Source organism: Rhizobium jaguaris (assembly GCF_003627755.1).
Lineage (GTDB): Bacteria > Pseudomonadota > Alphaproteobacteria > Rhizobiales > Rhizobiaceae > Rhizobium > Rhizobium jaguaris.
Window position 1 is genome coordinate 969,757 of the sequence record NZ_CP032694.1, and the last position, 26,441, is coordinate 996,197.

Here is a 26,441-nt window from a genome sequence, read left to right on the forward strand (position 1 = left end):
GGCCGACGTAGGGATCAGCGACCCGGCCGCAGCGCGACATAGGCTGCGGCCATCGGCCAAATTAGAAAACCGGCTTGGAAGCACGCCAATCGAGAAAAGCCGCGTAAAATGCCGCAAACAATGCGAGCGAAGCCGATACGAGCATCATACCGAATAGCGCATAAGCTGTACCCGACTGAGCAAGAAACAGGCCGGCGATAGCGCCTATGAGCGCTCCTCCTGCAAGTCTCATTGCAGCAGACAACCCCGCAGCGGTACCAGCGAGATCAGGACGCACGGACAGCACGCCGGTATTGGCGGCGGGCATCGTCAAGCCATTGCCTATACCGATGAACATGCAGGGTCCAAAGAATGCGAGAACGTGAGCGGTGCCCAACATTGAGAGGGCCAGGCCAGCCAACAGACCCGCGCACGTGAAAAGGCGTGCGACGATGAGGGTGGTGCTCAGGGCATGTCGCGAGGCATAGCGACCAGCCAGATAGCTACCCAGAATGAAGCCGGCGGGAACCATTCCCATGTAGAAGCCCAGTGTCGCACTTGATCCGCCGAGCGATTGGCCAAATACCAACGGTGCGCCTCCCAGGAAGATATAGAGAGTCCCCATGGAGCAGGCCATGCACAGTGTGTAGGCCCAGAACCGTGCCGAGCGCAGCAGCTGCGCGTATGAGGCGAGGTAGTTTGCATTGGATCTCGACGCGCGCGCGGAGGTTTCCCTTAGCTCCCGCATGGACAAAGCGAGGACAGCCACACCAAGGATCGCCAAGACAACGAACATCGCCCGCCATCCGAACAGCTCGTCCAACAGCCCGCCAAACATGGGGCCGACCATGGGTGCAATCGCCCATCCCATGGAGACGTAGCCAATTCTGCTTGCCGCTCCGCGCTCACCCGATGTTTCCTTGACAACGACGAGCGCCACAGAAAAGCAGGCGCCGATCGATGCCTGCATCGCTCGAAACAGAAGGAAGATGCCAATATTGGTCGCGAGGGCGCAGCCAACCGACGCGACGATGAAAATGGAGACAGCCATCAATGCGACCGGCCGGCGCCCATACCGATCCGATATTGTACCAGCGACGATTTCTATCAGAGCTGTAACGATCGTATAGCCGGCGACTGAAAGGTTGACGAGAGCGTAATCAGCATGGAACGCAGCGGCGATCTTCGGCAGCGATGGTACGATCATGTTCACCGGCAGCACGGACAGCGCCGACAATAAAATGAGGGTTGTTAATCGAGGCGGAGCACTCGTCGGAGCTGCGGCCGCTTTTTCGCTCATTTGCGCACTGGAAGTTTGAATGGGAGTATCGCCCGTCATGGTTCTCTCGTCCGTTTTGTCCGTGGGATTGTGAAAGTCCGACGAGGCGTGGCCCGAACTCAGGGCATAAAAAAAGGCCCCGTCAGGAGCCTGCTTACCGCGCATGGGTGCTTCCGCCGGATAGTTATACCATCCTGCCCATGCGCCCAATCACCACTACGAGAACCGTCGCGATATTCATGCAGCCAAAGCTAGACAGGATTTTGCACGTCGTCAATGCAGTGCCATCATAGTTTGCAAAGAGCAAACGACTGCAATTCCGGGCATCTAGTCAGATCCAGCCTGCCCAAAAGGACAATTGACAGGTTCTTCTTTTAGCAATTACTATTTCAACCAGTGGTTCATATAGGGGGTTGTGGTCCGGGGCGCCGACCTGAGCTTGCGGTCGTGGGGCACGTTGACCGCAGAAGCAACCAACGCCTGCCCGAAAATATACGCTCTCGGCACTTGCGAATTCCGCACAGACTGCCTGGCCTACAGAGTAGAAACACGGGAGGACCATCATGAGAACAACAGTTTTCGGGCTCGTCAGCAGCCTGCTTTTTTCCGTCGCGTGTCTTGCCCCACCCGCGCTTGCCGCGGAATCGGTCAGTTCGGAGGAGGCGCATGCTATCGCGGTCGACGCCTATATTTACCTCTATCCCTTGGTGACTATGGACATTACCCGCAAGCAGGCGACAAATGTCGAAGCCGGCAAGGTTTTCGGCAGGGGGCCGGCCAATGAATTTACCAATGTACCGGAGTTTCCGCCGGCCAATTTCCGGGATGTCGTGCGCCCCAACTTCGATACGCTCTACTCCATCGCCTGGCTCGACATGACCAAGGAACCGATGGTTGTCTCCGCGCCGGACACGGACGGCCGCTATTATCTTTTGCCGATGCTGGACATGTGGACGGACGTATTCGCGTCCCCCGGATGGCGGACCACGGGAACCGCCAAGGCTGACTTCGTCGTCGTGCCTCCGGGATGGCAGGGTAAGGAATTGCCGGCCGGAACGCAGCGCGTCGATGCGCCGACGCCTTTCGTCTGGATCGTAGGACGCACTAAAACCGATGGTCCTGACGACTACGCCGCGGTCCATAAAATTCAGGCGGGCTACAAGGTAACGCCGCTCTCTCAGTGGGGTAAGGAAACGGATCCCGTGAAAGTGGCGATCGATCCGACGATCGACATGAAGACACCCCCGAAAACGACAGTGGACGCGATGAGCGCGGATGCCTTCTTTGTCTACGCGGCCGACCTCCTGAAGGTCAATCCTCCCCACAGCACCGATCAACCGATCATAGCCCGAATGAAGCGGATCGGAATCGAACCGGGCAAGAGCTTCGACATCGGCAAGGTCGATCCGGTTGTCGCCAAGGCCCTTGAAGGCGCGCCGGCAGACGCACAGAAACTTATGGAATGGAAGACGCCGACATTGGCGCGGGTTGCCAACGGTTGGTCCATGAACACGGATACGATGGGTGTCTACGGCAATTATTATTTGAAGCGCGCAATCGTCGCACAATTGGGGCTCGGAGCGAACCTGCCTGAGGACGCGGTCTATCCGCTTAATCTTGGCGATGAAAAAGGCAATCCGCTGACAGGCGCGAACCACTACACGATCCACTTTGACAAGCAGACCCTGCCGCCTGTCAATGCGTTCTGGTCCGTCACTCTTTACGACTCCGAGGGATTTCAAGTCGGCAACGACTTGAACCGTTTTGCCGTGAGCAGTTGGATGCCGTTCCAATACAACCCGGACGGCTCGCTTGATCTCTACTTGCAGAATGCCAACCCAGGAAAGCAACGAGAAGCCAACTGGCTACCCGCACCGACGGGACCGTTCAACCTGACGATGCGCCTTTATGGTCCGAAGGCGGAAGCTCTCACCGGCAAATGGAACCCGCCGCCGGTGACGATCGTTCCCGCACTCCAGCACGTGACGGCGCAGTAAGAACAGGCATTGAGAACGTGGAGGCGATTGCCTCGCTTCCGCGTCCGCTCCGAGCTTCACTTCTGTTTCGGCGCGAGCTTGCCTTCCGACTGCATGTAGCTGTCGAAAATCGCTTCCATGTTCTTCTGATAGCTCTTCTGCACTTCCAGACCGCTGTCGAACATGGCGTTGAACATCTCGGTATAGGCCGCCATGTCGACGCCAGGGATGGCAGGCTTGGCCTTCGGTTCTTCCTTCGGCGGCTCCGCAGGCATCGGAAAATTGCGCATCATGTCTTGAAACGCTTTGGCGAAGGGGTTGTCGAGGAAGGGGTTCGCGGCCGGGGCCGGCTTTTTGTGCTCGACGGGTTGGGTGCCGAACATCAGTTCCATCGCTTGGGTGAAAGGATTGTCGAAGACGCTCGCCTGCGGTGTCGGTCGCTCTTTTGGCGCAAAACCGATGGTCTGTAGCCAGCTCTGCATCATCTCGCCCATCGCCGTGTTGAGGAACGGATTGGCCATCTGGGGCATCTGGCCGCTGGTTTCCTTGAACAGGCCGCCCATCAGCGTGTCGGCCATGACGGGCAGCATGCGCTTATAAATCTCCTGACCGATGCCGGTCATTTGCGCGGCTTGCGCTGCAATCGCGCGGGATACTTCCTTGGAGCCGAACAATCGTGCCAACACGGTATTGCCGTCTGCAATGCCTTCCGGCGTGAAGGCCTTGCTCATATCCTCGAAATATTTGGCATAGCTGCCGGAGGCGATGTCCTGCATCACCCCCATAAAATTATAAGGGTTCGTCGCGCTGCGCTTGAACCCCGAGGAAAAGGCGGGCATCAGCGCCGCCATGGCTTTGGTTGCCTGTTCCTGCGCGAGGTTGAACTGCTTGGCCATCGCTTCGGTGGCGGCGCCGTTCTGTGCCTGCATCATCATGTCGAAGAGTGGCAGCATCGAAGTCCCTTTCCCCGCAATCATGCCGCTTCGGAATCAGAAGGCATGCAATCCCAGTAGTATAGCGGGAAAAAAGACGGCGCATACCGGTTTCTGCCGGTGTGCGCCGCAACAATCCAGGCCGAAACCGGCTGTCAGTATTGATATTCCTCGAAGACCGGTTCGACCGATTGGTTCCAGCGGCCGTGATAGAGCATCAGCAGATCGTCGGCGAGCGTGCCCTTCTTGGCGAGCACTTCGTCGAGCGGCGCCAGGAAGACGGTTTCGTCCAGGCCGTCGCCGTTCAGACGGGCGCGGTTTTTCAGACCGGTGCGGGAAATGCCAACCACTTCGCGCCCCACATCCAGCAGGCTATGGCCCTTGAGCGTGGCTTTCAGGCCCTGCGTCGGCACGACATCGCGCAATGCATTCACCTCTTCGAAAGTCCAGTCCTTGGTCAACTCGTCGGCAGCTGTCAGCGCCTCGTCGTCATAGAGCAGGCCGACCCAGAAGGCCGGCAGCGCACAGATGCGACGCCAGGGGCCGCCATCGGCGCCGCGCATTTCCAGGAAGCGCTTGAGGCGCACGTCGGGGAAGAGGGTGGAGAGGTGGTTCGTCCAGTCGCCCATCGTCGGCTCCCAGGCGGCGATCTCGCCCTTCAGTGCGCCGTTCATGAACTGGCGGAAGGTGACATGGGTGCAGTCGTGATAGCGGCCGTCGCGCACGACGAAATACATGGGTACGTCCAGTGCCCATTCGACATAGTCATGGAACCCGAAATCTTCGCGGAAGGTGAAGTCGAGCAACCCGCTGCGGCGGTTGTCCGTATCGCGCCAGATGTCGCCGCGCCAGGAGGAGAGGCCGTTCGGCTTGCCTTCGGTAAAGGGTGAGGAAGCAAACAGCGCGGTCGCCAGCGATTGCAGCTTCATCGACACACGCATCTTGCGGCGCATGTCCTCTTCCGAAGAGAAGTCGAGGTTCACCTGGATCGTGCAGGTGCGATACATCATATCGAGACCCTTCGTACCGACTTTCGGCATGTAGCGGGTCATGATCTCGTAGCGGGACTTCGGCATGCGCGGTGTTTCGGCCAGTGTCCATTTCGGACTGCCGCCAATGCCGAGGAAGCGTATGCCCATTGGCTCCGCGATTTCGCGCAATGTCGCCAGATGGTGGTTCGATTCCTTGCAGGTCTGGTGAAGGGTTTCGAGCGGTGCGCCTGACAGTTCGAACTGGCCGCCGGGCTCGATCGAGATTGCGCCCATGCCGGTCGGCTCGCCGAGCCCGATGATGTTGTCGCCATCCATGATGGGATCCCAGCCGCTCGTTTTCTGCAGGCCCCTCAAAAGCGCGGAAATGCTGGCGTCGCCGAAATAAGGCACAGGGCTGTTGTCGGCACGGAAAAACACGAATTTTTCGTGTTCCGTGCCGATGCGGAATTGCTCCTTCGATTTGCTGCCGGCGGCCAGATAAGCCGTCATGTCCGAGACCGAAGAGAGCGGAGTCTGGTCGGTGGTGTCGCGCGCCATGGTATTACCTTGATCTCGGAAGGGAGCCCGCGCAAGCCGCAAGCCAATAGGAAGGGTGATTGACGCGGATTGAGGTACGGTGCAAGTGAATTTCTTTCAAGGGCCGATCAAAAAAATAGAATTTTGCCTCTGGAAGCTGCGCGTGATCGAAGCTGATCCCGGCGCGCTTGCACAAGCGTTCAAGACACCCAACCGACATTCGAAATAGCGTTGCCTTCCATTGACGACGGGAGGGCATATCGATGTTCGAGCAAACCGCACTTTATCCGACCCTGACGCTGCTGCTGGCCTCTCTTGCCATCATGGGCAGCCCGGGTCCGTCCACCATCAGCGCCACGGCGGTTGGTGCTGTCTACGGTTTCCGCCGGTCGATCGGTTACGTCTGCGGTCTTATCGCCGGCACGATGATCGTGCTGCTGGCAGTCGCGGCCGGCGTCGTCGCGATTCTGCTGTCGGTGCCGCACGGCGCCTCGGCGCTTACCGCCGTCTCCACGGTCTACATCCTCTATCTGGCCTTTAGAATCGCCACCGCTCCGCCGCTCGCATGCCGCAGCGACCAAGCCGCTACGCCTGCCTTCGCCGGCGGCTTTCTTCTGGCGGTCGTCAATCCCAAGGCTTATCTGGCGATTGCCGCCATCTTTGCCGGAGTCAGCCTTTTCAAGGGCCGGGGCACGCTCGACGCGGTGAGCAAGATCGCGCTGCTCAGCATGATGATCGTCATCATTCACCTGTGCTGGCTTCTGGTCGGGACCTCGCTGTCCCGCTTCCTTCAGAACCCGACCATCTCGCGTATCGTGAACATGTCGCTGGCGGGTACGCTGATCATCACGACCGCGCTCGCATTGGCGGGTTGAAAAACCATTGCCGGACGGGTCCAGGGCCCGCTCGCGGTCGAGGAAGCTAGTTCCAGTCCCCGATAGCCGCCTGGATGACCGCCATGGCCGCCACCGCTGCCGTATCGGCGCGCAGAATGCGCGGGCCTAGCGGAATGGCGGTGACGAAATCGAGGCTGCGCAGCAGCGCGCGCTCATCTTCCGAAAACCCGCCCTCCGGGCCGACCAGCAGTGCCAGACGTTTTTCCTTGATCTCAGCCAGAAGCGGCAGCGGGTTCTGTCCGGCATCGCCTTCGTCGCAATAGATGATGCGGCGCTCCTTCGGCCAGCGTGCCAGGAGATCGGCAAGCTTTACAGGCTCGGCCACATCGGGAATGCCAAGAATGCCACATTGCTCGGCCGCTTCGATGACATTGGCCTTGAGCTTGTCGAGATTGGTGATCTTGCCCTGCACATGCTGCGTCATCACCGGCTGCAGCAGGCCGGCGCCCATCTCCACTGCCTTCTGCACCAGATAGTCGAGCCGCCCGACCTTCAGCGGCGCGAAGAGATAGTGCAGGTCTGATGGGGTGGGTTGCCGCCGCGTTTCCTCGATCGGCGTCAGCAGAATATGCTTGCGCGAAGGAAAGGAGACGCTGACCTTCCATTCGCCGTCGCGGCCGTTGAAGATCAACAGCTCGGCGCCGTCCTCCATGCGCAGCACATTGGCGAGATAGTTGAATTGATCCCGATCGGCTTCGATGCCGGTATTTGCTCTGATATCCGAAACCACGAAAAGCCGCTGCATGCGGAAATTGGCGCGCATGGGTAATCCCTTAAATGAAGAGCGCGACCATAGCCCAATATACCGTGGCCGCAAGCATCGCCGAAACCGGGACGGTGATGGCCCAGGCGGCGATGATGGTCATGAAATGCGAGCGCCGCACGAGGCGTCGGCGATGGATTTCGTCGGGATTGTACTCATCGGCTTCCTGCAGGTCGCCCAATGGGATTCCCGAGGCTTCGGCTTTCCTCCGCATATAAGCGAGGCGGCGCTTCGAGTGTCTGGTGTACCATTCGCGAAAGAAGCCGACGCCGAAGACCGCGCCGATGGCGATATGGGTAGAGCTGACGGGCAGGCCGAACCAGGAGGCGACAATGACGGTGAGTGCCGCCGACAGCGCCACGCAATAGGCCCGCATCGGGTTGAGCTTGGTGATCTGCTCGCCGACGAGGCGGATCAGACGTGGACCGTATAGCAGCAGCCCAACGGAAATGCCGCAGCCGCCGATCAACACGGTCCAATAAGGCGCGGGTTGCTCGGCCGCTCCCCCGACGATACTCAAATTGCCGCCGAGATTGACGCTGCGTACGATCGCAGCCAGCGGGCCGATGGCGTTGGAGACATCGTTGGCGCCATGCGCAAAGGACATCAGCGCCGCCGAAAAGATCAGAGGCAGGCGGAAAAGTTTGCGCAGCGCGCTATTCTTGTTTTCGAAGCCGACCGATTGTGCCGCCACCAGCGGTCTTGCACCGAACCAGGTCACCAAGCCGACGCCAATGCCGATCGCGAGGGTCGAGAAGCCTGCAACCGTGCCCTTGGGCGCAAGCTGCACGAACAGATAGGCAGTGAAGGCGCCAGCCATCAGGCCGATCAGGATGGGAATCCAGTACCTGGCGGCCGCTATTTTATCGTCGCGATAGACGATGAAGGTCTTGATGAAAAAAAGAATGCCGGCGGCGATCGTACCGCCGAGAAAGGGCGTAACGACCCAGCCGGCTGAAATGACCGCCATCACGCTCCAATTGACCATCGCCGGCCCGACGGCGGCAGCGCCAGCACCCATCACCGCGCCGACAATCGTATGCGTTGTCGAAACCGGCGCTTTCAGCCAGGTGGCGAAATTGATCCAGAGCGCCGCGGCCAAAAGCGCGGCCATCATCAGCCAAGCGATCTTGCCGCTGGTAACGATGCGATCAGTATCGATGATATGCGAGGAGATGGTCTTGATGACCGGTCCGCCTGCGATCGTCGCGCCCAGAATTTCGAAGATCGCCGCCATGACCAGAGCCTGCGTCATGGTAATGGCGCGCGCGCCCACCGCGGCGCCGACATTGTTGGCGACGTCCTTGGCGCCGATATTCATGGCCATGTAGCCGGCGAGCGCGACGGCGGCGATGACAAGCGTCGCGCCCGGCTGGTTCAGCACGTAAATGCCGGCAAGGCTCATGGCGAGGCCGAGGAAGATCAGGCCGATACTGGGAGCGACCAGCCGTCTTGTGACATGATAAGCGGCATCCTCGACATAGGTGACCTTGTCGAGGTCTTTGTCCAGTGTGCGCTTTATCGGTGTCGCCGGTCGGTCGTCGGGCATGCTATTCTCTGACTCAAAATGTATGGTGTTACGCTGCCTGATAGGCCACGCAACGCTTGGCGATTATTTCGGCGCAATATGTTGGGAGTATGTTGCGGCCTATTTGGCCACTGCCACGGCAGGTTTTGCCGTCATCCGCTGATCGAAGGCGAGGATGATGCCACGCAGCTCTGGCTCGCGGACGCGCTTGGCGGCTTCGTCACAGGAGACCCACTCGATCGAGCGCTCGCCCTTTTCCTTGAAATTCTTGGCGAGATCGGTGACATCGAGCGCATAGACCTGAACCCGGCAGGGCACCTGGATGCCGTCCTTCAGAACTTTGTCATAATTGAATGCGCCCAACGGCTCGGTCTCGATCGTACCGCGCACGCCGGCCTCTTCGAAGGCTTCACGGGCCGCCACTTCATGCGACAGCTTACCCGGCATCGGCCAGCCCTTGGGAATGACCCAGCGACCGGTGTCGCGGCTGGTCAGCAGCAGCACTTCCAGCTCGCCTGTCTTCTTCCTCACCCGATAACAGAGCGCAGCATATTGCTGTCGCGGCGGGCGCCGAAACATGAGCTGCACATCATTTGCGATACGGGCGAGAATGGCCAAGGGTCGGGTCACCTTTAGAAGTTCGAGTTTAGAATCAGTGTCATATTAGCATTGCATGGAAAAATTGTGCATTCCATTCGACTTTATATGGTATTTCCCCACACTTTTGTTGAGTGCTCCATAGATAAAAATAGGAGGATTCGGCCTCCGATATTCGCCAGCGACTGTGCTGAAAGCGACATTGAATGCTATCTCCATGCCGCAGATGGTGTAATCGCTGTATAGCTCTTCCTATCATACCGGCAAATAAGCTAAATCTCCGTTATGTCCGAACGCTCTCCGCCGCAACGTCTTCCGCCGATGAACGCGCTGCGCGCCTTCGATGCCGTTGCTCGTTGCGGTAGCATTTTAAAAGCAGCCGACGAACTCGGTGTGGTGCGTGGCGCTATACGCCAGCAACTTGCCGTGTTGGAAACTTTTTTCGGTACTGCTTTGTTCCGGCGCGATGGCCGTCGTCTAGTGCTGACGGAGAAGGGCAGGTCCTTTTCGGACTCCGTCGGCATCGCCTTCGGCATCTTGGCGCGGGCTTCGGCCGAACTCGCGGCAGGTAAGCGCCGGACGTTCCGCCTCGGCGTCCCCTCGGCTTTTGCCGTCTGGTGGCTGATGCCGCGCGTCGCCGAACTGCAAGCCGCACTTCCGGATGTCGATGTCGACATTATCCCGATGGCGACGGTCGAACCGCTGGCGCGCCATCCCGATCTCGACGCGGTGATCATGGGCGGCGAATATCGGCCGGCGCCTGACATCACTGCCATTCGCTTCATGGAAGACGAGTTCGGCCCAGTGGCAACGCCGGATCTTGCCGCCCGCCTTGACCTTACCGCCGGCGTCGAAGCTCTTGCCGGCGCCGTCGCCCTGACCAGCCGCTCTGCACCTCGTCTTTGGGATGATTGGTTTGCTGAGAGCGGCCATGCGCCCATCCGCTTCGCCCGCAATCGTGAATTCGAAGATTTGCTTTTGGCGATCGGCGCCGCTCGCTCCGGCATCGGCATTGCCATCGCGCCCCGCACGGCCATCGGCGAGGAAATCGATCGCGGCGTGCTGGTGGCACCCTACGGTTTTATCCGAAGACCCGCCGGATACAGTCTGAGCATCCGCAGCGGCGATGCGAAGGACACGGCATTTGCCAGGCTGGTTGATTGGCTGATCGCAGCAGGCGCTAGGCCCATCCCGCCAAGGGCCAGATAGGCCTCGTGCATATGGCACTTTTTCTGCCCTATCGCTCAATCCAATGTCCATAGACAGCCTGTCATTTCCCATGAGAGATCGAGGCACGACAGACCGCTACCAGGAGCGCATTTTATGGACCAGCCTTCCTCTCTTTCCCGCATCGATTGGGTTGCCCGGAGCTGCCGGCTGCTGGCGGCCACGGCAGCAGAATTCAGCCGGACTCGACCCTTCGCCGGCCTGACGATCGGAACCGGCATCCATCTTGAACCCAAAACGGTGGCCTTGCTGATGACGCTGCGGGCCGGCGGTGCACGCCTCGTCTGTACCGGCAATCTCAACAGCACCCAGCAGGAAACCGTCGACTATCTGCGTGCGCAGGGCATCACCGTTTTTGCCACCCAGACCACCGATGCCGCCGAACACGGCGCCAGCCTTGACGCCATCCTGGCGGAAAAGCCGGACCTGCTGCTCGACAATGGCGGCGATCTCTTCGCTCGCGCCGCCGAGCGACCCTACGCAGATATGTTGGGAGGCACAGAGGAGACGACCTCGGGTCGCACCCGGTTGCTTCCGATGCGCGACAAGCTGGCCATGCCGATCCTCGTCATCAATGACAGCCCTATCAAACAGTTCGCCGAAAACAAGCATGCGGTCGGCCAGAGCCTGTTCGAGAGCTATCTGCGCTTTACCAACCGGTCGACCAACGGCAAGCGCGTCACCGTCTTCGGTTACGGCGCCTGCGGCAAGGGCACGGCCGCGTGTTTCCGCAACGCCTTTTCCACCGTCAGCGTCGTCGATATCGATCCTGTGACGACACTGGAGGCGCATCTGGATGGTTTCGTCACGCCGTTGCGCGCCGAGGCGATCCGCTCCGCCGATATCCTCATCACCGTCACTGGCTATATTGGTATCGTCACCGCAGCCGACCTGCCGCTCATCAAGGATGGCGCGATCCTGATGAACGGCGGTCATTTCCCGCACGAGATCGATGTCGAGGCCTTCCGAAACAGCCCGGATGTTGCCGGTGTCGATCGCTATGAGGCCGAGCATATCGAGACTATCCGCATGCGGGACGGCCGCGCTTTCCACATTCTCGGCGCCGGCCACATGGCCAACCTCGCCGGCCCGCGTCCGCTCGGCAATACCGTCGAATCCATGGATCTTGGTTTTGCGCTGCAAACCCGCTGCCTGGAACGCGTGGCGAAGGGCGGTCTCGGCAAAGAAGCCTGCATCATTCCCGTGCCGGCGGATATCGACGCCATGGTGGCATCGGCCTATCTCGATCTGGCGCGATGAGGTTGGCGCCTATCCCGCCCTTGGCGGGCGGGAAAGCGAAATCAGCATTTAGCCGGTAGGCTAAGTGCTAGATTTCGCAAGGGCGGGGGTAGGCAGGGACGCATGTGGTCTCGCCACGATCTCAGCAAGTCATGGACCGCCGCTCTTGCAATTTCAATGGCTTAGAAATTGCGCTGAGCTCTTGAGCATGTGGAGCTCTCAGCGTCGCAATTCCTAAACCAGTGAAATTGCTTTCTCGCCCGCCAAGGGCGAGATAGAACGAATTCGCCGCGCTTCCAGCATCAACCACTCACATCTACAACGATTTTCCCTTGCGCCTGGCGGTTCTCGATCAGCGCATGGGCCTCGTCGACATCGGCGAGCGTGAAACGATGGGGATCAAGCCGTGGCACCAGTTTGTCGGCCTCGACCAGTTTCGTTGCTGCACGCATGATCTCGCCGTGATGCTCCCGACCTTCGCCGGTCAGCAGCGGCAGCAGCGTGAAGACGCCGGAGTAGCTGGCGGCCTTGAAGGATAGCGGCGCCAACGCATGCGTTCCCCAGCCAAGAGCGCTGACCACATGGCCGAAGCGGCGCACGGCTTGAAAGGCGGCATCAAGGTTGGCGCCGCCGATCGTGTCATAGACAAGATCGAAGCCTCGGCCGCCGGTATGAGCTGCCACATAGTCTTCGACGGTCTCAGCGCGATAATCGATCGGCGTCGCCCCGATGCTGCGGATGTAGTCGGCCTTGGCGCCACCATCGACGGCATAAACATCGGCGCCGAACGCTTTGGCGATCTGCACGGCGACATGACCGACGCCGCCCGCGCCGCCAAGCACCAGCACTTTCTGACCCGCCTGCAGATGAGCGCGATCGACTAAGCCTTCCCAGGCGGTGATGGTTGCCAGCGGCAGTGCCGCCGCTTCGCGCATGGAGAGGTTGTGCGGCTTCAACGCCAGTAGACGGGCATCGACCGCGGCGTATTCCGCCAGGGATCCCTGATTACCGCCGACACCACCGGTCATGCCGTAGACTTCGTCGCCCGGATGAAAATCGGAGACAGCGTCGCCGATTTCCTCGACAGTGCCGGCAAGATCGATGCCGAGTACCGCGGGGAACGGTTGGCGGGCATGGGCAGCAGCACCCGCACGGATTTTCGTATCGAGCGGATTGACGCTGCTGGCAGCGATGCGGACGAGCACCTGACCAGGGCCAGGCTTCGGTTTGGGGATTTCCGCCAGCCGGAATGGCGCATTCGGGCTGTCTATGTAGAGGGCCTTCATGGTGGAAGGAGTAAGCATGTTTGTCTCCTTGAGTTTCGATGCTGGAAAGATGGGTCCTTCAGGAAAGAATGGAAACCTACAAGGCTGTACGATATCCATGCATTTTTGTTTGGTATCCGGAGAACGGCATGAACTGGAGCGATGTCGAAATCTTTCTCGCCATTGTCCGCGAAGGAACGCTGGGAGGTGGCGCGCGTAAACTTGGGCTGACGCAACCGACCATGGGCCGCCGCCTGAAAGCCTTCGAAACCACACTTGGACAGGTGCTGTTTCAGCGCACGCCAGATGGCTTTGTGCTGACGGACGAGGGGACGGCCATCTTAGCGCATGCCGAGCGCATGGAGGAGGAGGCTTTGGCGCTGCGGCGTGCACTCGTGGGGCAGGAGCGGCAGTTGGAGGGAGCACTTCGGCTTTCGTCTTCGGACTGGTTTGGCGCACGTATGCTTTCGCCGGTGCTTGCCGAGTTCTCGTTGCAGCATCCGAAGGTGCTGGTCGAGCTGATCACCGATGCGCGTCTGCTCAATCTCTCCCGCCGCGATGCCGATCTTGTCTTTCGCATCACGCCCTTTACCGAGCCCGATATCATTTCGCGTAAGCTGCTTCACATCGAATACGGCCTTTATGTCGCGAGCGGATCCGAGCATCCGAGCCGGGGTAACGGCGCTGGCGCGAAGCTGGTGACCATGGACGAGGCCTTTGGCGGCATGCCCGATGTCGCCTGGCTGAAGCGCATGCTTCCAAAGGCCGAGGTGGCGATGCGCAGCAACAACAGGGATGTCCAGGCAAGATGTTGTGCCCGGGGCGCCGGCCTCGCTGTTTTGCCCCGCCCTCTTGGCGATGCGATCGCCGGTATCGAGCGGATCGATATTGGCGAAGCCCCGCCGGGCCGCGATACCTGGGTCGGCTATCACCGCGATCTCAAACGGCTGGCACGGCTGCGGGCACTGCTGGATCTTGTCATCGAACGCCTGGCAAACTGACAAGATCTCTTAGATTCTTGCCAGCGCCATTGGCAGCAGCCGGTCATAAAGTGCGGCCATTTCATCGCCAAAACAGCAGAAGATAATTTCATCGAAATCGCCGCTCACGCTCTCGGCGACGGCAGTGCGCGTCGCGATCGTGGCGGCGGGCTCGGCGGGGAAACGGTAGACGCCGGTGGAGATGGCCGGAAAGGCGATAGTCTTGAGATCGTGATCCATGGCAAGGCCAAGGCTGTTGCGATAGCAGCTTGCGAGCAAGTCGTCTTCGCCACGCCCGCCGCCATTCCAGACGGGGCCGACGGTATGGATCACATGCTTGGCCGGCAGGCGATATCCCCTAGTGATCTTGGCCTGTCCGGTCTTGCAGCCGTTCAGCGTCCGGCATTCCGCCACCAATTCTGGCCCGGCTGCACGATGGATAGCTCCATCCACGCCGCCGCCGCCCAGGAGGCTGCTGTTTGCCGCATTGACGATGGCATTGACCGCGAGCTCGGTGATATCACCGAGGATGATGGTGAAGCGTGTATTCGAGACTGCAGAAAGATCGGAGCGGATGGTTTCAAAAGCAGGCATGATGACACTCTCCAATCCATAGGATGAGGTAGTGGTCGTCTATCGCTCCCAATAGGGGACCGGCCCATAAAGTTCCGCCAGGAAATCGATAAAGACGCGCACCTTCGCCGGCAGGAACTGGCGGCTGGGATAAACGGCCGAGAGCGTGACGCTGTGCGAGCCTTCATAGGCCGGCAGCACCTGCACCAGGCGGCCGTCCCTGAGTTCCGGGCCGATATCCCAGGTCGAGCGCAACGCAATGCCGAGGCCGGCAATGACGGCTTCGCGCACCACTTCGCTGGAATTGGTGATCAGCCTGCCTTCCGGCCGAAAGATCAGCGCGCCCTTCGGTCCATCGAGCCGCCAGGGATCGTTATTGTGTGGTGGCAGACAGGTGTGACGGCGCAAATCATCGATATCCTCCGGCATGCCGTTGGCGGCGATATAGGCGGGCGAAGCGCAGAGCACGCGGCGCACCAGCGCCAGGCGCCGGGCAACGAGGCTGGAATCGGTAAGCTCAGCAATGCGGATCGCAAGATCATAGCCGCCGCCGACGATATCGATAAACTCGTCGGTTAGCACCAGGTTGATCGCCAGGTCCGGATGCGCCTGCATGAAAGCCTTCAGATGTGGGGCGATGTGCAACCGGCCGAACGAGGTGGGGGCGGAAATCTTCAGCGTGCCCTGCATCTGTGCCGAGCGCCCGGCGATGTAAGCCTCTGCTTCCTCCAGTCCGGCGAGGATGGCGAGCACCCGGTCGTAGAAGCCCTGACCCGCCTCTGTCAGCGATATCTGCCGTGTCGTGCGCTGCAAAAGCCGAGTGCCGAGCCGATCCTCCAACCGTTTGATTCGTTTGGAAATGACCGCCGGCGAAAAGCCGAGAGCGCGTCCGGCAAGCGACATGCTGCCGGTCGTGACGACGCTGGCGAAAATCTCGAGATCCCCTAGATTGGTCATGGCGCTTTATTTATTCCTCTTTTGGCATAAATGCTTATCATTTACGCCAATTTCGGGAAAGTGGTAAGCATGATATGGCGTTAAAAAGAGGGAGCGCCCATATTCGGGTGCATGAGGAGAACACCATGGCCGAGGCCATTTCATTTCTGGCGCCGCGCGCCGATGTCCTTGCCCGCCGCCGCGAGATCGTCGCAGACCTTGCTGATCTCCTGCCCCCGGAATGTCTGATCCATGAGCCGCGCGAGCTCATGCCCTTCGAAACGGACGCTTTCATTTCCTATCGCCGCATGCCGTTCGCCGTCGCCTTGCCGCGTTCCACGGCCGAGGTCGCGGCTGTGATGAAATATTGTCATCGCTATGGCATTCCCGTCGTGCCGCGTGGCGCCGGCACATCGCTCTCCGGCGGCGCTATTCCGCAGGAAGATGCCGTCGTGCTTGGCCTTTCCAAGATGAACCGCATTCTTGACATCGATCTCGCCAACCGCACGGCGACGGTGCAGGCCGGCGTCACCAATCTGCATATTTCCGAAAGCGTCTCAGCGGACGGTTTCTTCTACGCGCCTGACCCGAGTTCTCAGCTCGCTTGCACGATCGGCGGCAATGTCGGGATGAATTCCGGCGGTGCGCACTGCCTGAGATACGGCGTCACCACCAACAATTTGCTTGGCGTCAAGCTGGTGCTGACCGACGGCACGGTGATCGACCTTGGCGGCAAGGCGCTCGATGCGGCGGGCTACGACTTGCTCGGACTTGTCTGCGGTTCGGAGGGCCAGCTCGGCATCGTCACCGAAGCGACGGTGCGGTTGATCGCCAAGCCGGAAGGTGCGCGACCGGTTCTCTTCGGCTTCGACACGTCGGAGGAGGCGGGCGCCTGTGTTGCCGATGTCATTGCCGCCGGTATCATTCCGGTCGCCATCGAGTTCATGGACAAGCCGGCGATCGAAATCTGCGAGGCTTTCGCCCATGCCGGCTATCCTCTGGATGTCGGGGCGCTGCTGATCATCGAGGTCGAGGGTTCGGAAGCGGAAATGGACGATATGCTGAAAAGCATTGTCGAGATCGCCCGCGCCCACAAAGTAAAGACGGTACGCGAGTGCCAGTCGGCAACCGAGGCGGCGCTGATTTGGAAGGGGCGCAAATCCGCCTTCGGCGCCACCGGCCGTATTGCAGACTATATCTGCATGGACGGGACGGTGCCGCTCAGCCAGCTCTCCTATGTCCTGAAGAAGACCTCTGAAATCGTCGACCATTACGGCCTGCGCGTCGCCAATGTCTTTCATGCCGGCGACGGCAATATGCATCCGCTGATCCTGTTCAACGCCAATGATCCTGAAGATGCCGCCAAGGCGGAAGCCGCAGGCAATGACATTCTCCGACTCTGCGTCGATGCTGGCGGCTGCCTGACGGGTGAGCATGGCGTCGGCATCGAGAAGCGTGACCTGATGCGGCACCAATATGCGGAGGTCGATCTTGCCCAGATGATGTCGGTGCGCGCTGCCTTCGATCCGGCGTGGATCTTGAACCCCTCCAAAGTCTTCCCGCTGGACGGTCGTAACGCAGGATGAGAGAATTTCTACCGAAGACGGAAAATGAGGCGGCAGCCATCATCCGCGACCATGCGGCGCGTAGTGCCGCGCTGGCCGTTGTTGGCGGCAATACCCGTGTTGGTTTCGGCAATGCGGTAGCCGCGGAGGCGACATTATGTTCGCGTGAGCTTACCGGCATCGTCGCCTATAATCCGGGTGAGATGGTGATCACAGCGCGGGCCGGAACACCGGTTGCCGACATCGAGGCTGCGCTGGTCCAGAGCGGCCAGATGATGGCCTTCGAACCGATGGATCATCGACCGTTGCTGGACACCGATGGCGAGCCGACGATTGGTGGCGTCTTTGCTGCAAATGTCTCCGGGCCGCGGCGTTTCGTAAGCGGAGCCGCACGCGACAGCCTGCTCGGCGTCCGCTTCGTCAACGGCAAGGGCGAGATCGTCAAGGCCGGCGGACGGGTGATGAAGAACGTCACGGGCCTCGATCTGGTCAAGCTGATGGCTGGTTCGCACGGCACGCTCGGTCTTCTGACGGAGGTGACCTTCCGCGTGCCACCGCGACCGAAGACGGAGGAGACGATCATCGTTTCCGGCCTCAACGATGCCGAGGCGGCAAATGCCATGGCGGCCGTCATGGCGTTGCCGCTCGACGTGTCCGGTGCGGCGCATCTGCCGCTGACCGTCGCCTGGACGTTTCTGGATGGCCAATTACCGCAAGGAGAGGCGACAGTCCTGCGCATCGAAGGTCTGGCTGGGTCTGTCTCGGTAAGGGCGGAGAAGCTGGCCTCCGCCATGCGCCGCCTTGGCCCGGTAACGCGGCTTGCCGAGGCTGAAAGCCACCGGCTGTGGCGCGAAATCCGCGATGTGAAGCCCTATGCTGACGGGACGATGCGCCCTATTTGGCGCGTTTCGGTCGCCCCCAGTGTCGGTCATCAGCTTGTCGCGGCGCTGCGCCTCGAAGCCGGCGTCGATGCCTATTACGATTGGCAGGGCGGCCTCGTCTGGATGCGGATGGAAGCAGAACCGGAGGGGGAATTACTGCGTCGCTATATCCATGTGCTCGGCGGCGGCCACGCCACCTTGCTGCGCGCCACACCTGCCGCTCGCGCAACAACGCTGTCTTTTCAGCCGCAGCCGGAAGCCGTGGCTTTGCTGTCGGCGCGCGTCAAGGAAAAGTTCGATCCGATGAGGATTTTCAACCCGGGGAAGATGGGGTGATGCGGATGGAGTCTTTTGCTCGGCACCCCCTCACCCTAGCCCTCTCCCCGCGGGGGAGAGGGGACGACCTCATTTGCAGCGGCTCCTCGAGTCTCTCGTTTCACCTTCTCCCCTTGGGAGAAGGTGCCCGATAGGGCGGATGAGGGGGGTGAGGAGCGTCAGCGACGAACAGCTCGAACCCCAACGAGAGTATATTGTTTGCATCGGTAGCGCCCCCTCAACCCGCGCTGCGCGCGACCTTCTCCCCGCTGGGGCGAAGGTAGGGAGAGCCTGAATGCAAACCAACTTCACCCCAGCTCAGCTTGCCGATCCGCATGTCGCCGAATCCGAGGCGATCCTGCGCAAATGCGTGCATTGCGGCTTCTGCACCGCCACCTGTCCGACCTATGTGACGCTCGGTAACGAGCTCGATAGCCCGCGCGGCCGCATCTATCTGATCAAGGACATGCTGGAAAACGGCAGGCCCGCCGATGCCGAGGTGGTGACGCATATCGACCGCTGTCTCTCCTGCCTTGCCTGCGTGACCACCTGTCCCTCGGGCGTCGATTATATGCACCTGGTCGATCACGCCCGTATCCATATCGAAGAAACCTACAAGCGGCCGCTGATGGACCGGTTGACGCGCAACGTGCTGGCCGCGGTCCTTCCTTATCCCGGTCGCTTCCGATTGGCGCTCAACCTTGCTCGTTTCGGGCGACCATTCGAGCGGCTGATGAAGCGCATTCCGGCGCTGAGCCCCTTCGTTGCCATGCTCAATCTCGCACCGCGCTCCATCCCGGCGCCATCGCCATTCGCCAAGCCCGGACAGCATCGGCCGCAGACGGAGCGGCGGGGCCGGGTGGCGCTCCTGACCGGTTGCGCCCAGCCGGTCCTCGATCCCGCCATCAACGAGGCAACCATCCGGCTTTTGACCCGGCTCGGCGTCGAAGTGGTGGTGCCGGAAGGCGAAGTTTGCTGCGGTTCGCTGGTGCATCATATGGGGCGCGAGGAACAGGCGCTGGCCAGCGCCCGCGCCAATGTCGATGTCTGGATGCGCGAGATCGAAGCTGGGGGGCTCGATGCGATCATCATTACAGCGTCCGGCTGCGGCACGACGATCAAGGACTACGGCCACATGCTGCGGCTCGACCCTGCCTATGCAGACATGGCCGCAAAGATTTCGGCACTCGCCAAGGACATTACCGAATATCTCGCGGGCCTCGATCTGCCTTCGCACATGCCGCGCGGCATCACCGTGGCCTATCATTCCGCCTGCTCGATGCAGCACGGCCAGAGGATCACCATGGCGCCGAAACTGCTGCTGAAGGCCGCGGGGTTCACCGTGCGCGATCCGGCGGAAGGGCACCTCTGCTGCGGCTCGGCCGGCACCTACAACATCATGCAGCCGGAAATTTCCGGCCAGTTGAAGGCGCGCAAGGTGAGGAATCTCGAGGCGACGAAGGCCGATATCATCGCGACCGGCAATATCGGCTGCATTACGCAGATCGCAACGGGAACGGAGATGCCGATCCTGCATACGGTCGAATTGCTGGATTGGGCCTATGGCGGCGACACGCCAGCCAAGCTTAGCGGGCTTAAGCAGCCGGCGGGTTAGGGCTGCCATTGGGAAACGGCAGCGCCTATAAGCAGGATGAGGGCACCGGCAGAAAACCGACGCCCGGTCGAACTTCTAGAAGCGGTAACTGACGCCGGCGCCGATGAGCCAGGGATCGAGGTTGGCTTTGCCGCTGACATGGGCGCCGCCGACATTGGCATCGAAATCCGGCCTTAGGAAAATCTTCTTCGCATCGACGTTGAGACCCCAATGCTCGTCGAGCATGTAGTCGAAACCAGCCTGCAACGCGACGCCGAACGAATTCTTGACATCGAGGCTTTGGGCGCTTTTGCCCGATTGGTTGTAGAACATCGTATAGTTTACGCCTGCGCCCACATAGGGGCGAAAGGCACCGAAATCGGTAAAGTGGTATTGCAGCGTCAGTGTCGGCGGCAGCAACCATGTCTTGCCGATTTCGCCGAGACCCGCGATCGAGCCACTGCCGTGTACCTTGGCGTAAGTGGTGCCGAGAATCAGTTCCGCTGCGATATTGTCGTTGAAGAAATAGGAAATATCGAATTCCGGAATGACCGTGTTCGAGTAGGACAGGTCGGAACCCGCCACTCCGTCGACATGGCCCGAGTCCCTGGTGATCACGCCGAGCGCGCGCAGGCGTATCTGCCACGGGCTTTGGCTCGTCGCAGCTGGCGCCGCGGGCTGCGCGCCGGTCAGATCCGCCGCTTCCGCTGTGCAGGTGGTGGCCAATGTGGCTGCTATTATGATGGCGCGGACGATGTTGCTGGATATCATCTCTTTCTCCTTCAATGCGAGACTCGTGTCGTCTCGGTTGAGGAGAGATATCCGCTCCGGGGAGGGCGATGATTTGAGCTAGATCAAATTGGAAAAGCTGCCTGACCGATGCAGACAAAGCCTGCCGCACTGTATCAATCATGCAACAGAGGGTTTAAAGCTGTCGCGCAAAAGCGCGCAAAATCAAGAGCCTAAAGTCCAAGGAGTGATTCAGAGAGATCGCGATGCGCCTTAGTGGCTTCTGGCGGGCCGCAGCCATTCAATCTCGAACTTTTCGGCGCTGGTGAGCGTCAAGCTTATGCGCTCTTGGCCCTCGCAGATGAAAAGGCCGTCCACGACGTTGCGGACGCCATCGTAGAACGAACCTTCGACAAGACTGTGGGTGCCCGCCATGTCGCGGTTCCGGCTGCAAAAATCGGCAACGGATGCACATTCCCGCCGGCCATCGGCAAACACGTCGACAAGCCGCGGGACGTCTCCCTCGGCATCAACCTCATAATAGATAATGACCGGGTCGCCGCTTTCCGGATGGATCCAGTCGCATCGGTAATAGGAAAAGCTCATGCCACTATTGTCTAACACAAAAACCCCCAAATCGGAATCGATTCAGGGGTTCCGCAACAATAATGGCCGTGTCTCTTAGAAGTTGAACGACACGCCGAAATTGATGGCATTGGTGAAGACGTTGGTCTTCAGATTAGCGCCGCTGTCGATCGGGACGTCCACAAAGTTGTAGTTGCCCTTATATTCGACGAACGTCGCCCAGTGCTTGCTGAACTGATAGCTGATGCCAGCCTGCGCCTGCAGCGATGCGCCGCCGAACTCATAGTCGAAGGTGCGGCCGGAGGCACGGGTCACTTCCACGTGCGGCACGTTGATGCCGGCGCCGAGGCCGACATAGGGCGTCCACTTGCGGCTCGGATCCTGGAAGCGATAGAGCGCATTGAGCGTCAGCATGTTAAGGCCGTCGGTGAACTCGAAATGCGACCAGCCGGGCGTATTGCCGAGATCGCCATAGACCTTGGCGTGGGTGTAATCGAGCGAGACACCCCAGTTTGACTCGTTGAACTGGTCCAGCCACCAGATGCCGCGAAAGCCGAAATAGGGCGGCATCTTGAAGGATTTGCCTGACCAATTTGGATCGAAATCGGCGCCATCCGACGTCTTGACGTTGTTTCCGGTCGCGCCTTGGAAACCGCCGTAAGCCGAAAACTGCATTTCCGCCGAAGCTGAGCCAGCGACAAAGACAAAAGCTGAAATTGCAAGCGCGGCGATAGCCGGCTGCTTGATGCGAAATGCACGATGCATGTAAGATCCCCAAATGGCAAAGTGTCGCTATCTAAGCGTGCTTCTATGACAGTTCTATTGCGTTATACCCCATTCCGCCATGGCTTAGGTAGGGAAGCTGACACGAAACTGAACAAAAGGGCAGTTTCCCCAGCAGAAAACACGATAAATCTGGGAATGTTACAACTGTGCCACAGTTGATGTTGCCGGGCGGGTACGCTGCGGCCGCACATTTGTGCGCGGCGACTCGACTCACGCGGGGCTGACGACCTCTTGCACCCGAAAGGCGCCCCAGAACATCCGGCTATATTCGCGGCTGGATTGCGAGAGGTTGTCGTAGCCGACATCGAAATCGCAGGGTCTTCATCGTTCGAAACGGCCCCAACGGGCCGTTTCGTCGACTCGCTCCTTAGCTGCCGAACATGGTCCGCAATAGATCGATGCCGCGATCGTCAAAGCTGACCTCGCCCTGCTTGTTGCCAGGGCCGACGACGATGACCTTGGTACCGACCGGCGTGCGGTCGTAGAGGTCTATGACGTCCTTATTCATCAGGCGGATGCAGCCGGACGACATGTTCAGGCCGATGCTCCAGGGCTGGTTGGTGCCGTGGATGCGGAACGCCGTGTCGTTGCCGTTGCGATAGAGGTACATGGCGCGGGCGCCGAGCGGGTTGTCTTCGCCGCCTTCCTGATAGGCGGGCAGCTTGTGGCCCTTCTTGGCCTCACGGACGCGCATTTCCGCGGGCGGCGTCCAGCCGGGCCATTCTGCCTTGCGGGCGACCTTGACGACGCCGGACCAGCCGAAGCCCTCGCGGCCGACACCGATGCCGTAGCGCCGCGCCCGGTTGTCGCCTTCGACGAGGTAGAGATATTTGTTGTTGGTGTCGATGATGATCGTGCCCGGCGCCTCGTTGGTCACCAGCCGCACGACCCTCCGCTGAAACTGTGGCTTGACCTGACCCTGCGGCTCGGTTGCCACGCGGATCACATCGGTCCGCGTCACTTGCGCGGCCTGAGGTGCAGAGGTGTTGAAGGCTGCGGCGCCCGATGCCGCCATGAGGCACGACATAGCAATGCCCGCCGCCGCCACGACCGGTAGTATTGATTTCATCTGTCATTCCCCTCTCGATTTACCCAGCGAGAAACTAACGAAACTTACGAGAGGATCAAGATGAAATCGCTGATGACAAAGATCGAGCCGATGGAGCAGCGACCTGTTCCGGCGTCAAAAGAGCGTTATTGTCGGGTTATATCAATGCTTACAACAGGATTGCTGCGCCCGGTGGTAAAATTGCTGCGCGCGAGCGAGCCGTGCGCAGCAATCTTGGTAGCAATCACATCACTATAACGCGTGTCCCGACTTTTACACGATCGTAGAGATCGATCACGTCTTCATTGCGCAGACGGATGCAGCCGGAAGACACGGCATTGCCGATGGTCCAGGGAGCATTCGTGCCGTGGATACGATAGAGGGTCGAGCCGAGATACATTGCGCGGGCGCCGAGAGGATTGGCTTCACCGCCTTCCATATGGGCCGGCAGGTAATGCCCCTTCTCGGCTTCGCGCGTCAACATTTCTGCCGGCGGCGTCCAATCGGGCCATTCCTGCTTGCGGGTGACGGTATGGGCGCCGGCCCATTCGAAGCCGGGTTTGCCGACGCCGACGCCATAGCGCCGCGCCTTACCGCCGTCCATCACCAGATAGAGGAAGCGATTGTTGGTATCGATGACGATGGTGCCTGGCTTTTCCTTGGACTGGTAGTCAACGATCTGTGGCAGAAATTGCGGGTCGAGTTGGCCGCGGATTGCCGGATATTGCGGCCGGACGACCGCGACCGGCTGCACGATCGGACGTGCAAACAGGCCGCGCGGCTGGATCACCCGCCGAACCTCCGGATTGACGGCCTGGCTATCCGTCGGATCGCTCATCGGGTTGACTGCCTGGCGTGCCACAGGGCGAGTGGCATAGACGGCCGGCTGTACATTGGTACCGCCGAGCTGCATCACCCAGGGAGCGGTCAGGTCGGGGCTGACGATAACAGGCGGGCGCGACTGGTAACGGTCATCGGCGACTGCGTTGGTAGCGAGCAGACTCAAAACGCCCGCGGCAAATAAAAAGCATTGTTTCATCATCGGACAAACTCTCTACAAATGGGCCGAGGATGGGCGTAATTGCGCCCGCTCCCGAATATGGTGCCACTTGCACGCCAGCGAATGGTAAACATCTATTCATCAAAATGCCGCGAAGCCGATAAACCTTTGTCAGGGTTACTACTTGGTTTGGAAAGACGGTTTGCAAGTGGTAAACCTTGAATCGGGATGACTTGCCTTCGAATCGTCCTCTCGATCTTAACTATTTGATTGACCTGATCTTATTCGATAGCTGCCCGCCAGTGTTCGGGATCATGCTCTGAAATTGAGGACGAACTGCGAAAATGGCCGGAACGGGCATAATCACCGGTGAGGATGGCAAGGACCGCTGCTTCTGGCACGGCAATTTGCCGGAATATCAGCGTTATCATGACGAGGAATGGGGTCGGCCCGTTATCGACGACATCAGGCTTTTCGAAAAAATCTGCCTGGAAGGTTTTCAATCCGGCCTGTCCTGGTTGACGATCCTGCGCAAGCGCGAGAATTTCCGCGCCGCTTTTGCCGGTTTCGATTTCGAGAAGGTGGCCAAGTTCGATGAGGCCGATATCGCGCGCTGCCTGGGCGACGCCGGCATCATCCGCCACCGCGGCAAGATCGTTTCCACTATCAACAATGCCCGCCGCGCCATCGAGCTGCGCCAGGAGTTCGGGTCGCTGGCGCGCTATTTCTGGAGCCATGAGCCGGCAGCCGCCGAGCGCCCGGCCTTTGTCGATTATCCGACCATCGCGGCCAATCCGACGACGCCGGCCTCGGTGCGAATCTCGAAGGATATGAAGAAGCGCGGCTGGACCTTCGTCGGTCCAACCACGGTCTACGCCTTCATGCAGGCCATGGGCCTTGTCAACGATCACATCGAAGGCTGCTATTGCCGGAAAGAGGTGGAGGCGATGCGGAGTGCATTGGTACGGCCATGAGACGCCTGTTGCTTGCCTTTTCCCTGCTCGTTTTTGCCCTGCCTGGCGGGCAAGCCGCCCATGCACAGGATACGCAGAATGATGACAGCACACAGGGCGCCCAGCAGACGGCGCTTCCGGAACTCGACCGTGGCGAGACCGTGGAAAAGCTTGGTTTCCCTGCTGTCCTGGAGAAATTGACGGGCTGGACGAAGTTCGGCAAGGGCAAGGTCTATACACTGCCGCTCAAGAAAGGCCAGCACGTCCGGATCACCTTCAGCTCGAAGAGCAAATATGCCTATATGGCGATCTTCGATCTCTCCTCGAACGATGACGAATCCTTCTTCGGTACCGACGAGGACGGCATGACCGCCGATGTCACCGTCAATGAGGACACGACCTGGCTGATCAAACCCTACTACTCTCGCGTTACCCGCCGCCGCGGCCGCGGAGCGCCCTACGAAATCCTCATCGATCCCAACCCGCCGGCCACACAGCAACCGGCAGGTCAGGATCAGAACCAGCCGGCGGATCAAGCACCCTTGCTGTTTCCACCGAAGGCAAAACAGGGGCTGTGAGGGATAGTTAGGACAGCCCCTCGATCACCCCTCGCAGCTCGCCAAGGTGTCCGATCTTGCGAAAGCGCGGCGCCTCCGTCGGCTCCTCGACATGTTCCAAGGCCCAGGTGAGTTCGTGCGGCACGAAGACGCCGAAACTTCCGGCGGCGAGCGCGGGCACGATGTCTGACTTGAGCGAGTTGCCGACCATCATTGCCCGTTCCGGCCCATCGCCGACTTTCGAGAAGATTCGGCGATAGGTGGAGGCATTCTTGTCGGAGACGATTTCGACAGCATCGAAGAAATCGCCGAGGCCGGATTGCGCGAGCTTGCGCTCCTGATCGAAAAGATCGCCTTTGGTGATCAGCACCAGCAGATAATTGCCCGCCAAAGCTTCCAGCGTCTCCTTGACATGGGGCAGCGTTTCGACGGGATGGGCGAGCAGATCCCGGCCGATGTCGAGGATCTGCGTGATCACGGTCGTCGGCACTTCGCCCTGGGTGATCTCGATCGCCGTCTCGATCATTGAAAGTGTGAAGCCTTTGATGCCGAAGCCGTAGCGGCGCAGATTGCGCTTCTCTGCTTCCAGCAGTCCTCGCGAAATGGTCTCGCTCTCGGCATAGTCGGCTAGCAGTTCGGTGAACTGCTGTTCCGTCAGGCGGTAGAATTGTTCGTTCTGCCAGAGCGTGTCGTCGGCGTCGAAGCCGATGGTGGTCAAAGGGCGTTGCGTCATTGAAATGCTTGATCCTG

25 protein-coding genes are annotated in these 26,441 nt (G+C 60.0%); 10 read left to right on the forward strand and 15 right to left on the reverse strand.

Features of this window, described 5'->3' with window-relative positions:
• Positions 1-61: 61 nt before the first annotated feature.
• Positions 62-1,318: a multidrug effflux MFS transporter gene (locus CCGE525_RS04720; protein WP_120706257.1), complete on the reverse strand. Its 1,257-nt coding sequence runs from the start codon at positions 1,316-1,318 to the stop codon at positions 62-64.
• A gap of 503 nt (positions 1,319-1,821) precedes the next feature.
• Here CCGE525_RS04720 and CCGE525_RS04725 point away from each other — a divergent pair.
• Entirely contained in the window at positions 1,822-3,255 is a 1,434-nt protein-coding gene (locus CCGE525_RS04725) for a DUF1254 domain-containing protein (protein ID WP_120703270.1), read from the forward strand.
• A 56-nt stretch (positions 3,256-3,311) separates the two neighbouring features.
• Here the strand turns inward: CCGE525_RS04725 and CCGE525_RS04730 are convergent, their stop codons facing one another.
• On the reverse strand, positions 3,312-4,187 hold the full coding sequence (locus CCGE525_RS04730) for a DUF937 domain-containing protein (protein WP_120703271.1): 876 nt from the start codon (positions 4,185-4,187) through the stop codon (positions 3,312-3,314).
• Between the two features lie 134 nt (positions 4,188-4,321).
• Complete coding sequence (locus tag CCGE525_RS04735; protein ID WP_120703272.1) at positions 4,322-5,695, reverse strand: glutamate--cysteine ligase; 1,374 nt, start codon at positions 5,693-5,695, stop codon at positions 4,322-4,324.
• Positions 5,696-5,937: 242 nt separating this feature from the next.
• On the opposite strand from CCGE525_RS04735, the gene CCGE525_RS04740 reads away from it, so the two are divergent.
• Complete coding sequence (locus CCGE525_RS04740; protein WP_120703273.1) at positions 5,938-6,549, forward strand: LysE family translocator; 612 nt, start codon at positions 5,938-5,940, stop codon at positions 6,547-6,549.
• A gap of 46 nt (positions 6,550-6,595) precedes the next feature.
• On the opposite strand, the gene CCGE525_RS04745 is transcribed toward CCGE525_RS04740, so the two are convergent.
• From CCGE525_RS04745 to CCGE525_RS04755, 3 genes are all read right to left on the reverse strand, one after another.
• The gene (locus tag CCGE525_RS04745; protein WP_120703274.1) at positions 6,596-7,333 is read right to left on the reverse strand and encodes a 16S rRNA (uracil(1498)-N(3))-methyltransferase; all 738 of its coding nucleotides are present in this window, start codon (positions 7,331-7,333) and stop codon (positions 6,596-6,598) included.
• A 10-nt stretch (positions 7,334-7,343) separates the two neighbouring features.
• Positions 7,344-8,882, reverse strand: a complete 1,539-nt coding sequence (locus tag CCGE525_RS04750) for an inorganic phosphate transporter (RefSeq protein WP_120703275.1) — start codon at positions 8,880-8,882, stop codon at positions 7,344-7,346.
• 99 nt (positions 8,883-8,981) lie between these two features.
• Entirely contained in the window at positions 8,982-9,479 is a 498-nt protein-coding gene (locus CCGE525_RS04755; RefSeq protein ID WP_120703276.1) for an NUDIX hydrolase, read from the reverse strand.
• A gap of 264 nt (positions 9,480-9,743) precedes the next feature.
• Between CCGE525_RS04755 and CCGE525_RS04760 the strand changes: the two genes are divergently transcribed.
• Positions 9,744-10,667: a LysR substrate-binding domain-containing protein gene (locus CCGE525_RS04760; protein ID WP_120703277.1), complete on the forward strand. Its 924-nt coding sequence runs from the start codon at positions 9,744-9,746 to the stop codon at positions 10,665-10,667.
• 114 nt (positions 10,668-10,781) lie between these two features.
• Positions 10,782-11,945: an adenosylhomocysteinase gene (locus CCGE525_RS04765; RefSeq protein WP_120703278.1), complete on the forward strand. Its 1,164-nt coding sequence runs from the start codon at positions 10,782-10,784 to the stop codon at positions 11,943-11,945.
• Positions 11,946-12,226: 281 nt separating this feature from the next.
• On the opposite strand, the gene CCGE525_RS04770 is transcribed toward CCGE525_RS04765, so the two are convergent.
• Positions 12,227-13,228: a zinc-dependent alcohol dehydrogenase family protein gene (locus CCGE525_RS04770; RefSeq protein WP_120703279.1), complete on the reverse strand. Its 1,002-nt coding sequence runs from the start codon at positions 13,226-13,228 to the stop codon at positions 12,227-12,229.
• Positions 13,229-13,338: 110 nt separating this feature from the next.
• On the opposite strand from CCGE525_RS04770, the gene CCGE525_RS04775 reads away from it, so the two are divergent.
• Positions 13,339-14,190, forward strand: a complete 852-nt coding sequence (locus tag CCGE525_RS04775; RefSeq protein WP_120706258.1) for a LysR family transcriptional regulator — start codon at positions 13,339-13,341, stop codon at positions 14,188-14,190.
• A gap of 9 nt (positions 14,191-14,199) precedes the next feature.
• On the opposite strand, the gene CCGE525_RS04780 is transcribed toward CCGE525_RS04775, so the two are convergent.
• Both CCGE525_RS04780 and CCGE525_RS04785 read right to left on the reverse strand, forming a co-directional pair.
• Positions 14,200-14,763 carry an O-acetyl-ADP-ribose deacetylase gene (locus CCGE525_RS04780; RefSeq protein WP_120703280.1) on the reverse strand — a complete coding sequence of 188 codons (564 nt, stop codon included), beginning with the start codon at positions 14,761-14,763 and terminating at the stop codon, positions 14,200-14,202.
• A 39-nt stretch (positions 14,764-14,802) separates the two neighbouring features.
• Positions 14,803-15,699: a LysR family transcriptional regulator gene (locus CCGE525_RS04785; protein WP_120703281.1), complete on the reverse strand. Its 897-nt coding sequence runs from the start codon at positions 15,697-15,699 to the stop codon at positions 14,803-14,805.
• A gap of 125 nt (positions 15,700-15,824) precedes the next feature.
• Between CCGE525_RS04785 and CCGE525_RS04790 the strand changes: the two genes are divergently transcribed.
• The 3 genes from CCGE525_RS04790 to glcF all read left to right on the forward strand — a co-directional run bounded on the left by CCGE525_RS04790 (position 15,825) and on the right by glcF (position 20,054).
• A complete protein-coding gene (locus CCGE525_RS04790) occupies positions 15,825-17,264 on the forward strand; it encodes an FAD-binding oxidoreductase (RefSeq protein ID WP_120703282.1) in 1,440 nt (479 codons plus the stop codon).
• Positions 17,261-18,460, forward strand: a complete 1,200-nt coding sequence (locus tag CCGE525_RS04795; protein WP_120703283.1) for an FAD-binding protein — start codon at positions 17,261-17,263, stop codon at positions 18,458-18,460. The genes CCGE525_RS04790 and CCGE525_RS04795 overlap by 4 nt, the downstream gene beginning before the upstream one ends.
• A 274-nt stretch (positions 18,461-18,734) precedes the next feature.
• A complete protein-coding gene (glcF, locus tag CCGE525_RS04800) occupies positions 18,735-20,054 on the forward strand; it encodes a glycolate oxidase subunit GlcF (RefSeq protein ID WP_120703284.1) in 1,320 nt (439 codons plus the stop codon).
• A 75-nt stretch (positions 20,055-20,129) separates the two neighbouring features.
• Here the strand turns inward: glcF and CCGE525_RS04805 are convergent, their stop codons facing one another.
• The 5 genes from CCGE525_RS04805 to CCGE525_RS04825 form a co-directional block, all read right to left on the reverse strand.
• Positions 20,130-20,804, reverse strand: a complete 675-nt coding sequence (locus CCGE525_RS04805; RefSeq protein WP_120703285.1) for an OmpW/AlkL family protein — start codon at positions 20,802-20,804, stop codon at positions 20,130-20,132.
• Positions 20,805-21,035: 231 nt separating this feature from the next.
• Complete coding sequence (locus CCGE525_RS04810) at positions 21,036-21,386, reverse strand: DUF6881 domain-containing protein (protein ID WP_245472087.1); 351 nt, start codon at positions 21,384-21,386, stop codon at positions 21,036-21,038.
• Between the two features lie 57 nt (positions 21,387-21,443).
• Positions 21,444-22,112, reverse strand: a complete 669-nt coding sequence (locus tag CCGE525_RS04815) for an outer membrane protein (protein ID WP_120703287.1) — start codon at positions 22,110-22,112, stop codon at positions 21,444-21,446.
• Between the two features lie 388 nt (positions 22,113-22,500).
• Complete coding sequence (locus tag CCGE525_RS04820; RefSeq protein WP_120703288.1) at positions 22,501-23,202, reverse strand: L,D-transpeptidase; 702 nt, start codon at positions 23,200-23,202, stop codon at positions 22,501-22,503.
• 223 nt (positions 23,203-23,425) lie between these two features.
• On the reverse strand, positions 23,426-24,223 hold the full coding sequence (locus CCGE525_RS04825; protein ID WP_120703289.1) for a L,D-transpeptidase: 798 nt from the start codon (positions 24,221-24,223) through the stop codon (positions 23,426-23,428).
• A gap of 302 nt (positions 24,224-24,525) precedes the next feature.
• On the opposite strand from CCGE525_RS04825, the gene CCGE525_RS04830 reads away from it, so the two are divergent.
• Both CCGE525_RS04830 and CCGE525_RS04835 read left to right on the forward strand, forming a co-directional pair.
• Positions 24,526-25,155 (forward strand): DNA-3-methyladenine glycosylase I, encoded by a 630-nt coding sequence (locus CCGE525_RS04830; protein WP_120703290.1) that lies wholly within the window; start codon positions 24,526-24,528, stop codon positions 25,153-25,155.
• Positions 25,152-25,712 (forward strand): hypothetical protein, encoded by a 561-nt coding sequence (locus CCGE525_RS04835; protein ID WP_120703291.1) that lies wholly within the window; start codon positions 25,152-25,154, stop codon positions 25,710-25,712. The genes CCGE525_RS04830 and CCGE525_RS04835 overlap by 4 nt, the downstream gene beginning before the upstream one ends.
• 7 nt (positions 25,713-25,719) lie before the next feature.
• Here the strand turns inward: CCGE525_RS04835 and CCGE525_RS04840 are convergent, their stop codons facing one another.
• Positions 25,720-26,424 (reverse strand): HAD family hydrolase, encoded by a 705-nt coding sequence (locus CCGE525_RS04840; protein WP_120703292.1) that lies wholly within the window; start codon positions 26,422-26,424, stop codon positions 25,720-25,722.
• Positions 26,425-26,441: the final 17 nt, after the last annotated feature.

Coding starts and splice junctions, on each gene's coding strand:
- CCGE525_RS04720 (WP_120706257.1), bottom strand. CDS start 1,318: ATGACGGGCGATACTCCCATTCAAACTTCCAGTGCGCAAATGAGCGAA.
- CCGE525_RS04725 (WP_120703270.1), top strand. CDS start 1,822: ATGAGAACAACAGTTTTCGGGCTCGTCAGCAGCCTGCTTTTTTCCGTC.
- CCGE525_RS04730 (WP_120703271.1), bottom strand. CDS start 4,187: ATGCTGCCACTCTTCGACATGATGATGCAGGCACAGAACGGCGCCGCC.
- CCGE525_RS04735 (WP_120703272.1), bottom strand. CDS start 5,695: ATGGCGCGCGACACCACCGACCAGACTCCGCTCTCTTCGGTCTCGGAC.
- CCGE525_RS04740 (WP_120703273.1), top strand. CDS start 5,938: ATGTTCGAGCAAACCGCACTTTATCCGACCCTGACGCTGCTGCTGGCC.
- CCGE525_RS04745 (WP_120703274.1), bottom strand. CDS start 7,333: ATGCGCGCCAATTTCCGCATGCAGCGGCTTTTCGTGGTTTCGGATATC.
- CCGE525_RS04750 (WP_120703275.1), bottom strand. CDS start 8,882: ATGCCCGACGACCGACCGGCGACACCGATAAAGCGCACACTGGACAAA.
- CCGE525_RS04760 (WP_120703277.1), top strand. CDS start 9,744: ATGTCCGAACGCTCTCCGCCGCAACGTCTTCCGCCGATGAACGCGCTG.
- CCGE525_RS04765 (WP_120703278.1), top strand. CDS start 10,782: ATGGACCAGCCTTCCTCTCTTTCCCGCATCGATTGGGTTGCCCGGAGC.
- CCGE525_RS04770 (WP_120703279.1), bottom strand. CDS start 13,228: ATGCTTACTCCTTCCACCATGAAGGCCCTCTACATAGACAGCCCGAAT.
- CCGE525_RS04775 (WP_120706258.1), top strand. CDS start 13,339: ATGAACTGGAGCGATGTCGAAATCTTTCTCGCCATTGTCCGCGAAGGA.
- CCGE525_RS04780 (WP_120703280.1), bottom strand. CDS start 14,763: ATGCCTGCTTTTGAAACCATCCGCTCCGATCTTTCTGCAGTCTCGAAT.
- CCGE525_RS04785 (WP_120703281.1), bottom strand. CDS start 15,699: ATGACCAATCTAGGGGATCTCGAGATTTTCGCCAGCGTCGTCACGACC.
- CCGE525_RS04790 (WP_120703282.1), top strand. CDS start 15,825: ATGGCCGAGGCCATTTCATTTCTGGCGCCGCGCGCCGATGTCCTTGCC.
- CCGE525_RS04795 (WP_120703283.1), top strand. CDS start 17,261: ATGAGAGAATTTCTACCGAAGACGGAAAATGAGGCGGCAGCCATCATC.
- glcF (WP_120703284.1), top strand. CDS start 18,735: ATGCAAACCAACTTCACCCCAGCTCAGCTTGCCGATCCGCATGTCGCC.
- CCGE525_RS04805 (WP_120703285.1), bottom strand. CDS start 20,804: ATGATATCCAGCAACATCGTCCGCGCCATCATAATAGCAGCCACATTG.
- CCGE525_RS04815 (WP_120703287.1), bottom strand. CDS start 22,112: ATGCATCGTGCATTTCGCATCAAGCAGCCGGCTATCGCCGCGCTTGCA.
- CCGE525_RS04820 (WP_120703288.1), bottom strand. CDS start 23,202: ATGAAATCAATACTACCGGTCGTGGCGGCGGCGGGCATTGCTATGTCG.
- CCGE525_RS04825 (WP_120703289.1), bottom strand. CDS start 24,223: ATGATGAAACAATGCTTTTTATTTGCCGCGGGCGTTTTGAGTCTGCTC.
- CCGE525_RS04830 (WP_120703290.1), top strand. CDS start 24,526: ATGGCCGGAACGGGCATAATCACCGGTGAGGATGGCAAGGACCGCTGC.
- CCGE525_RS04835 (WP_120703291.1), top strand. CDS start 25,152: ATGAGACGCCTGTTGCTTGCCTTTTCCCTGCTCGTTTTTGCCCTGCCT.
- CCGE525_RS04840 (WP_120703292.1), bottom strand. CDS start 26,424: ATGACGCAACGCCCTTTGACCACCATCGGCTTCGACGCCGACGACACG.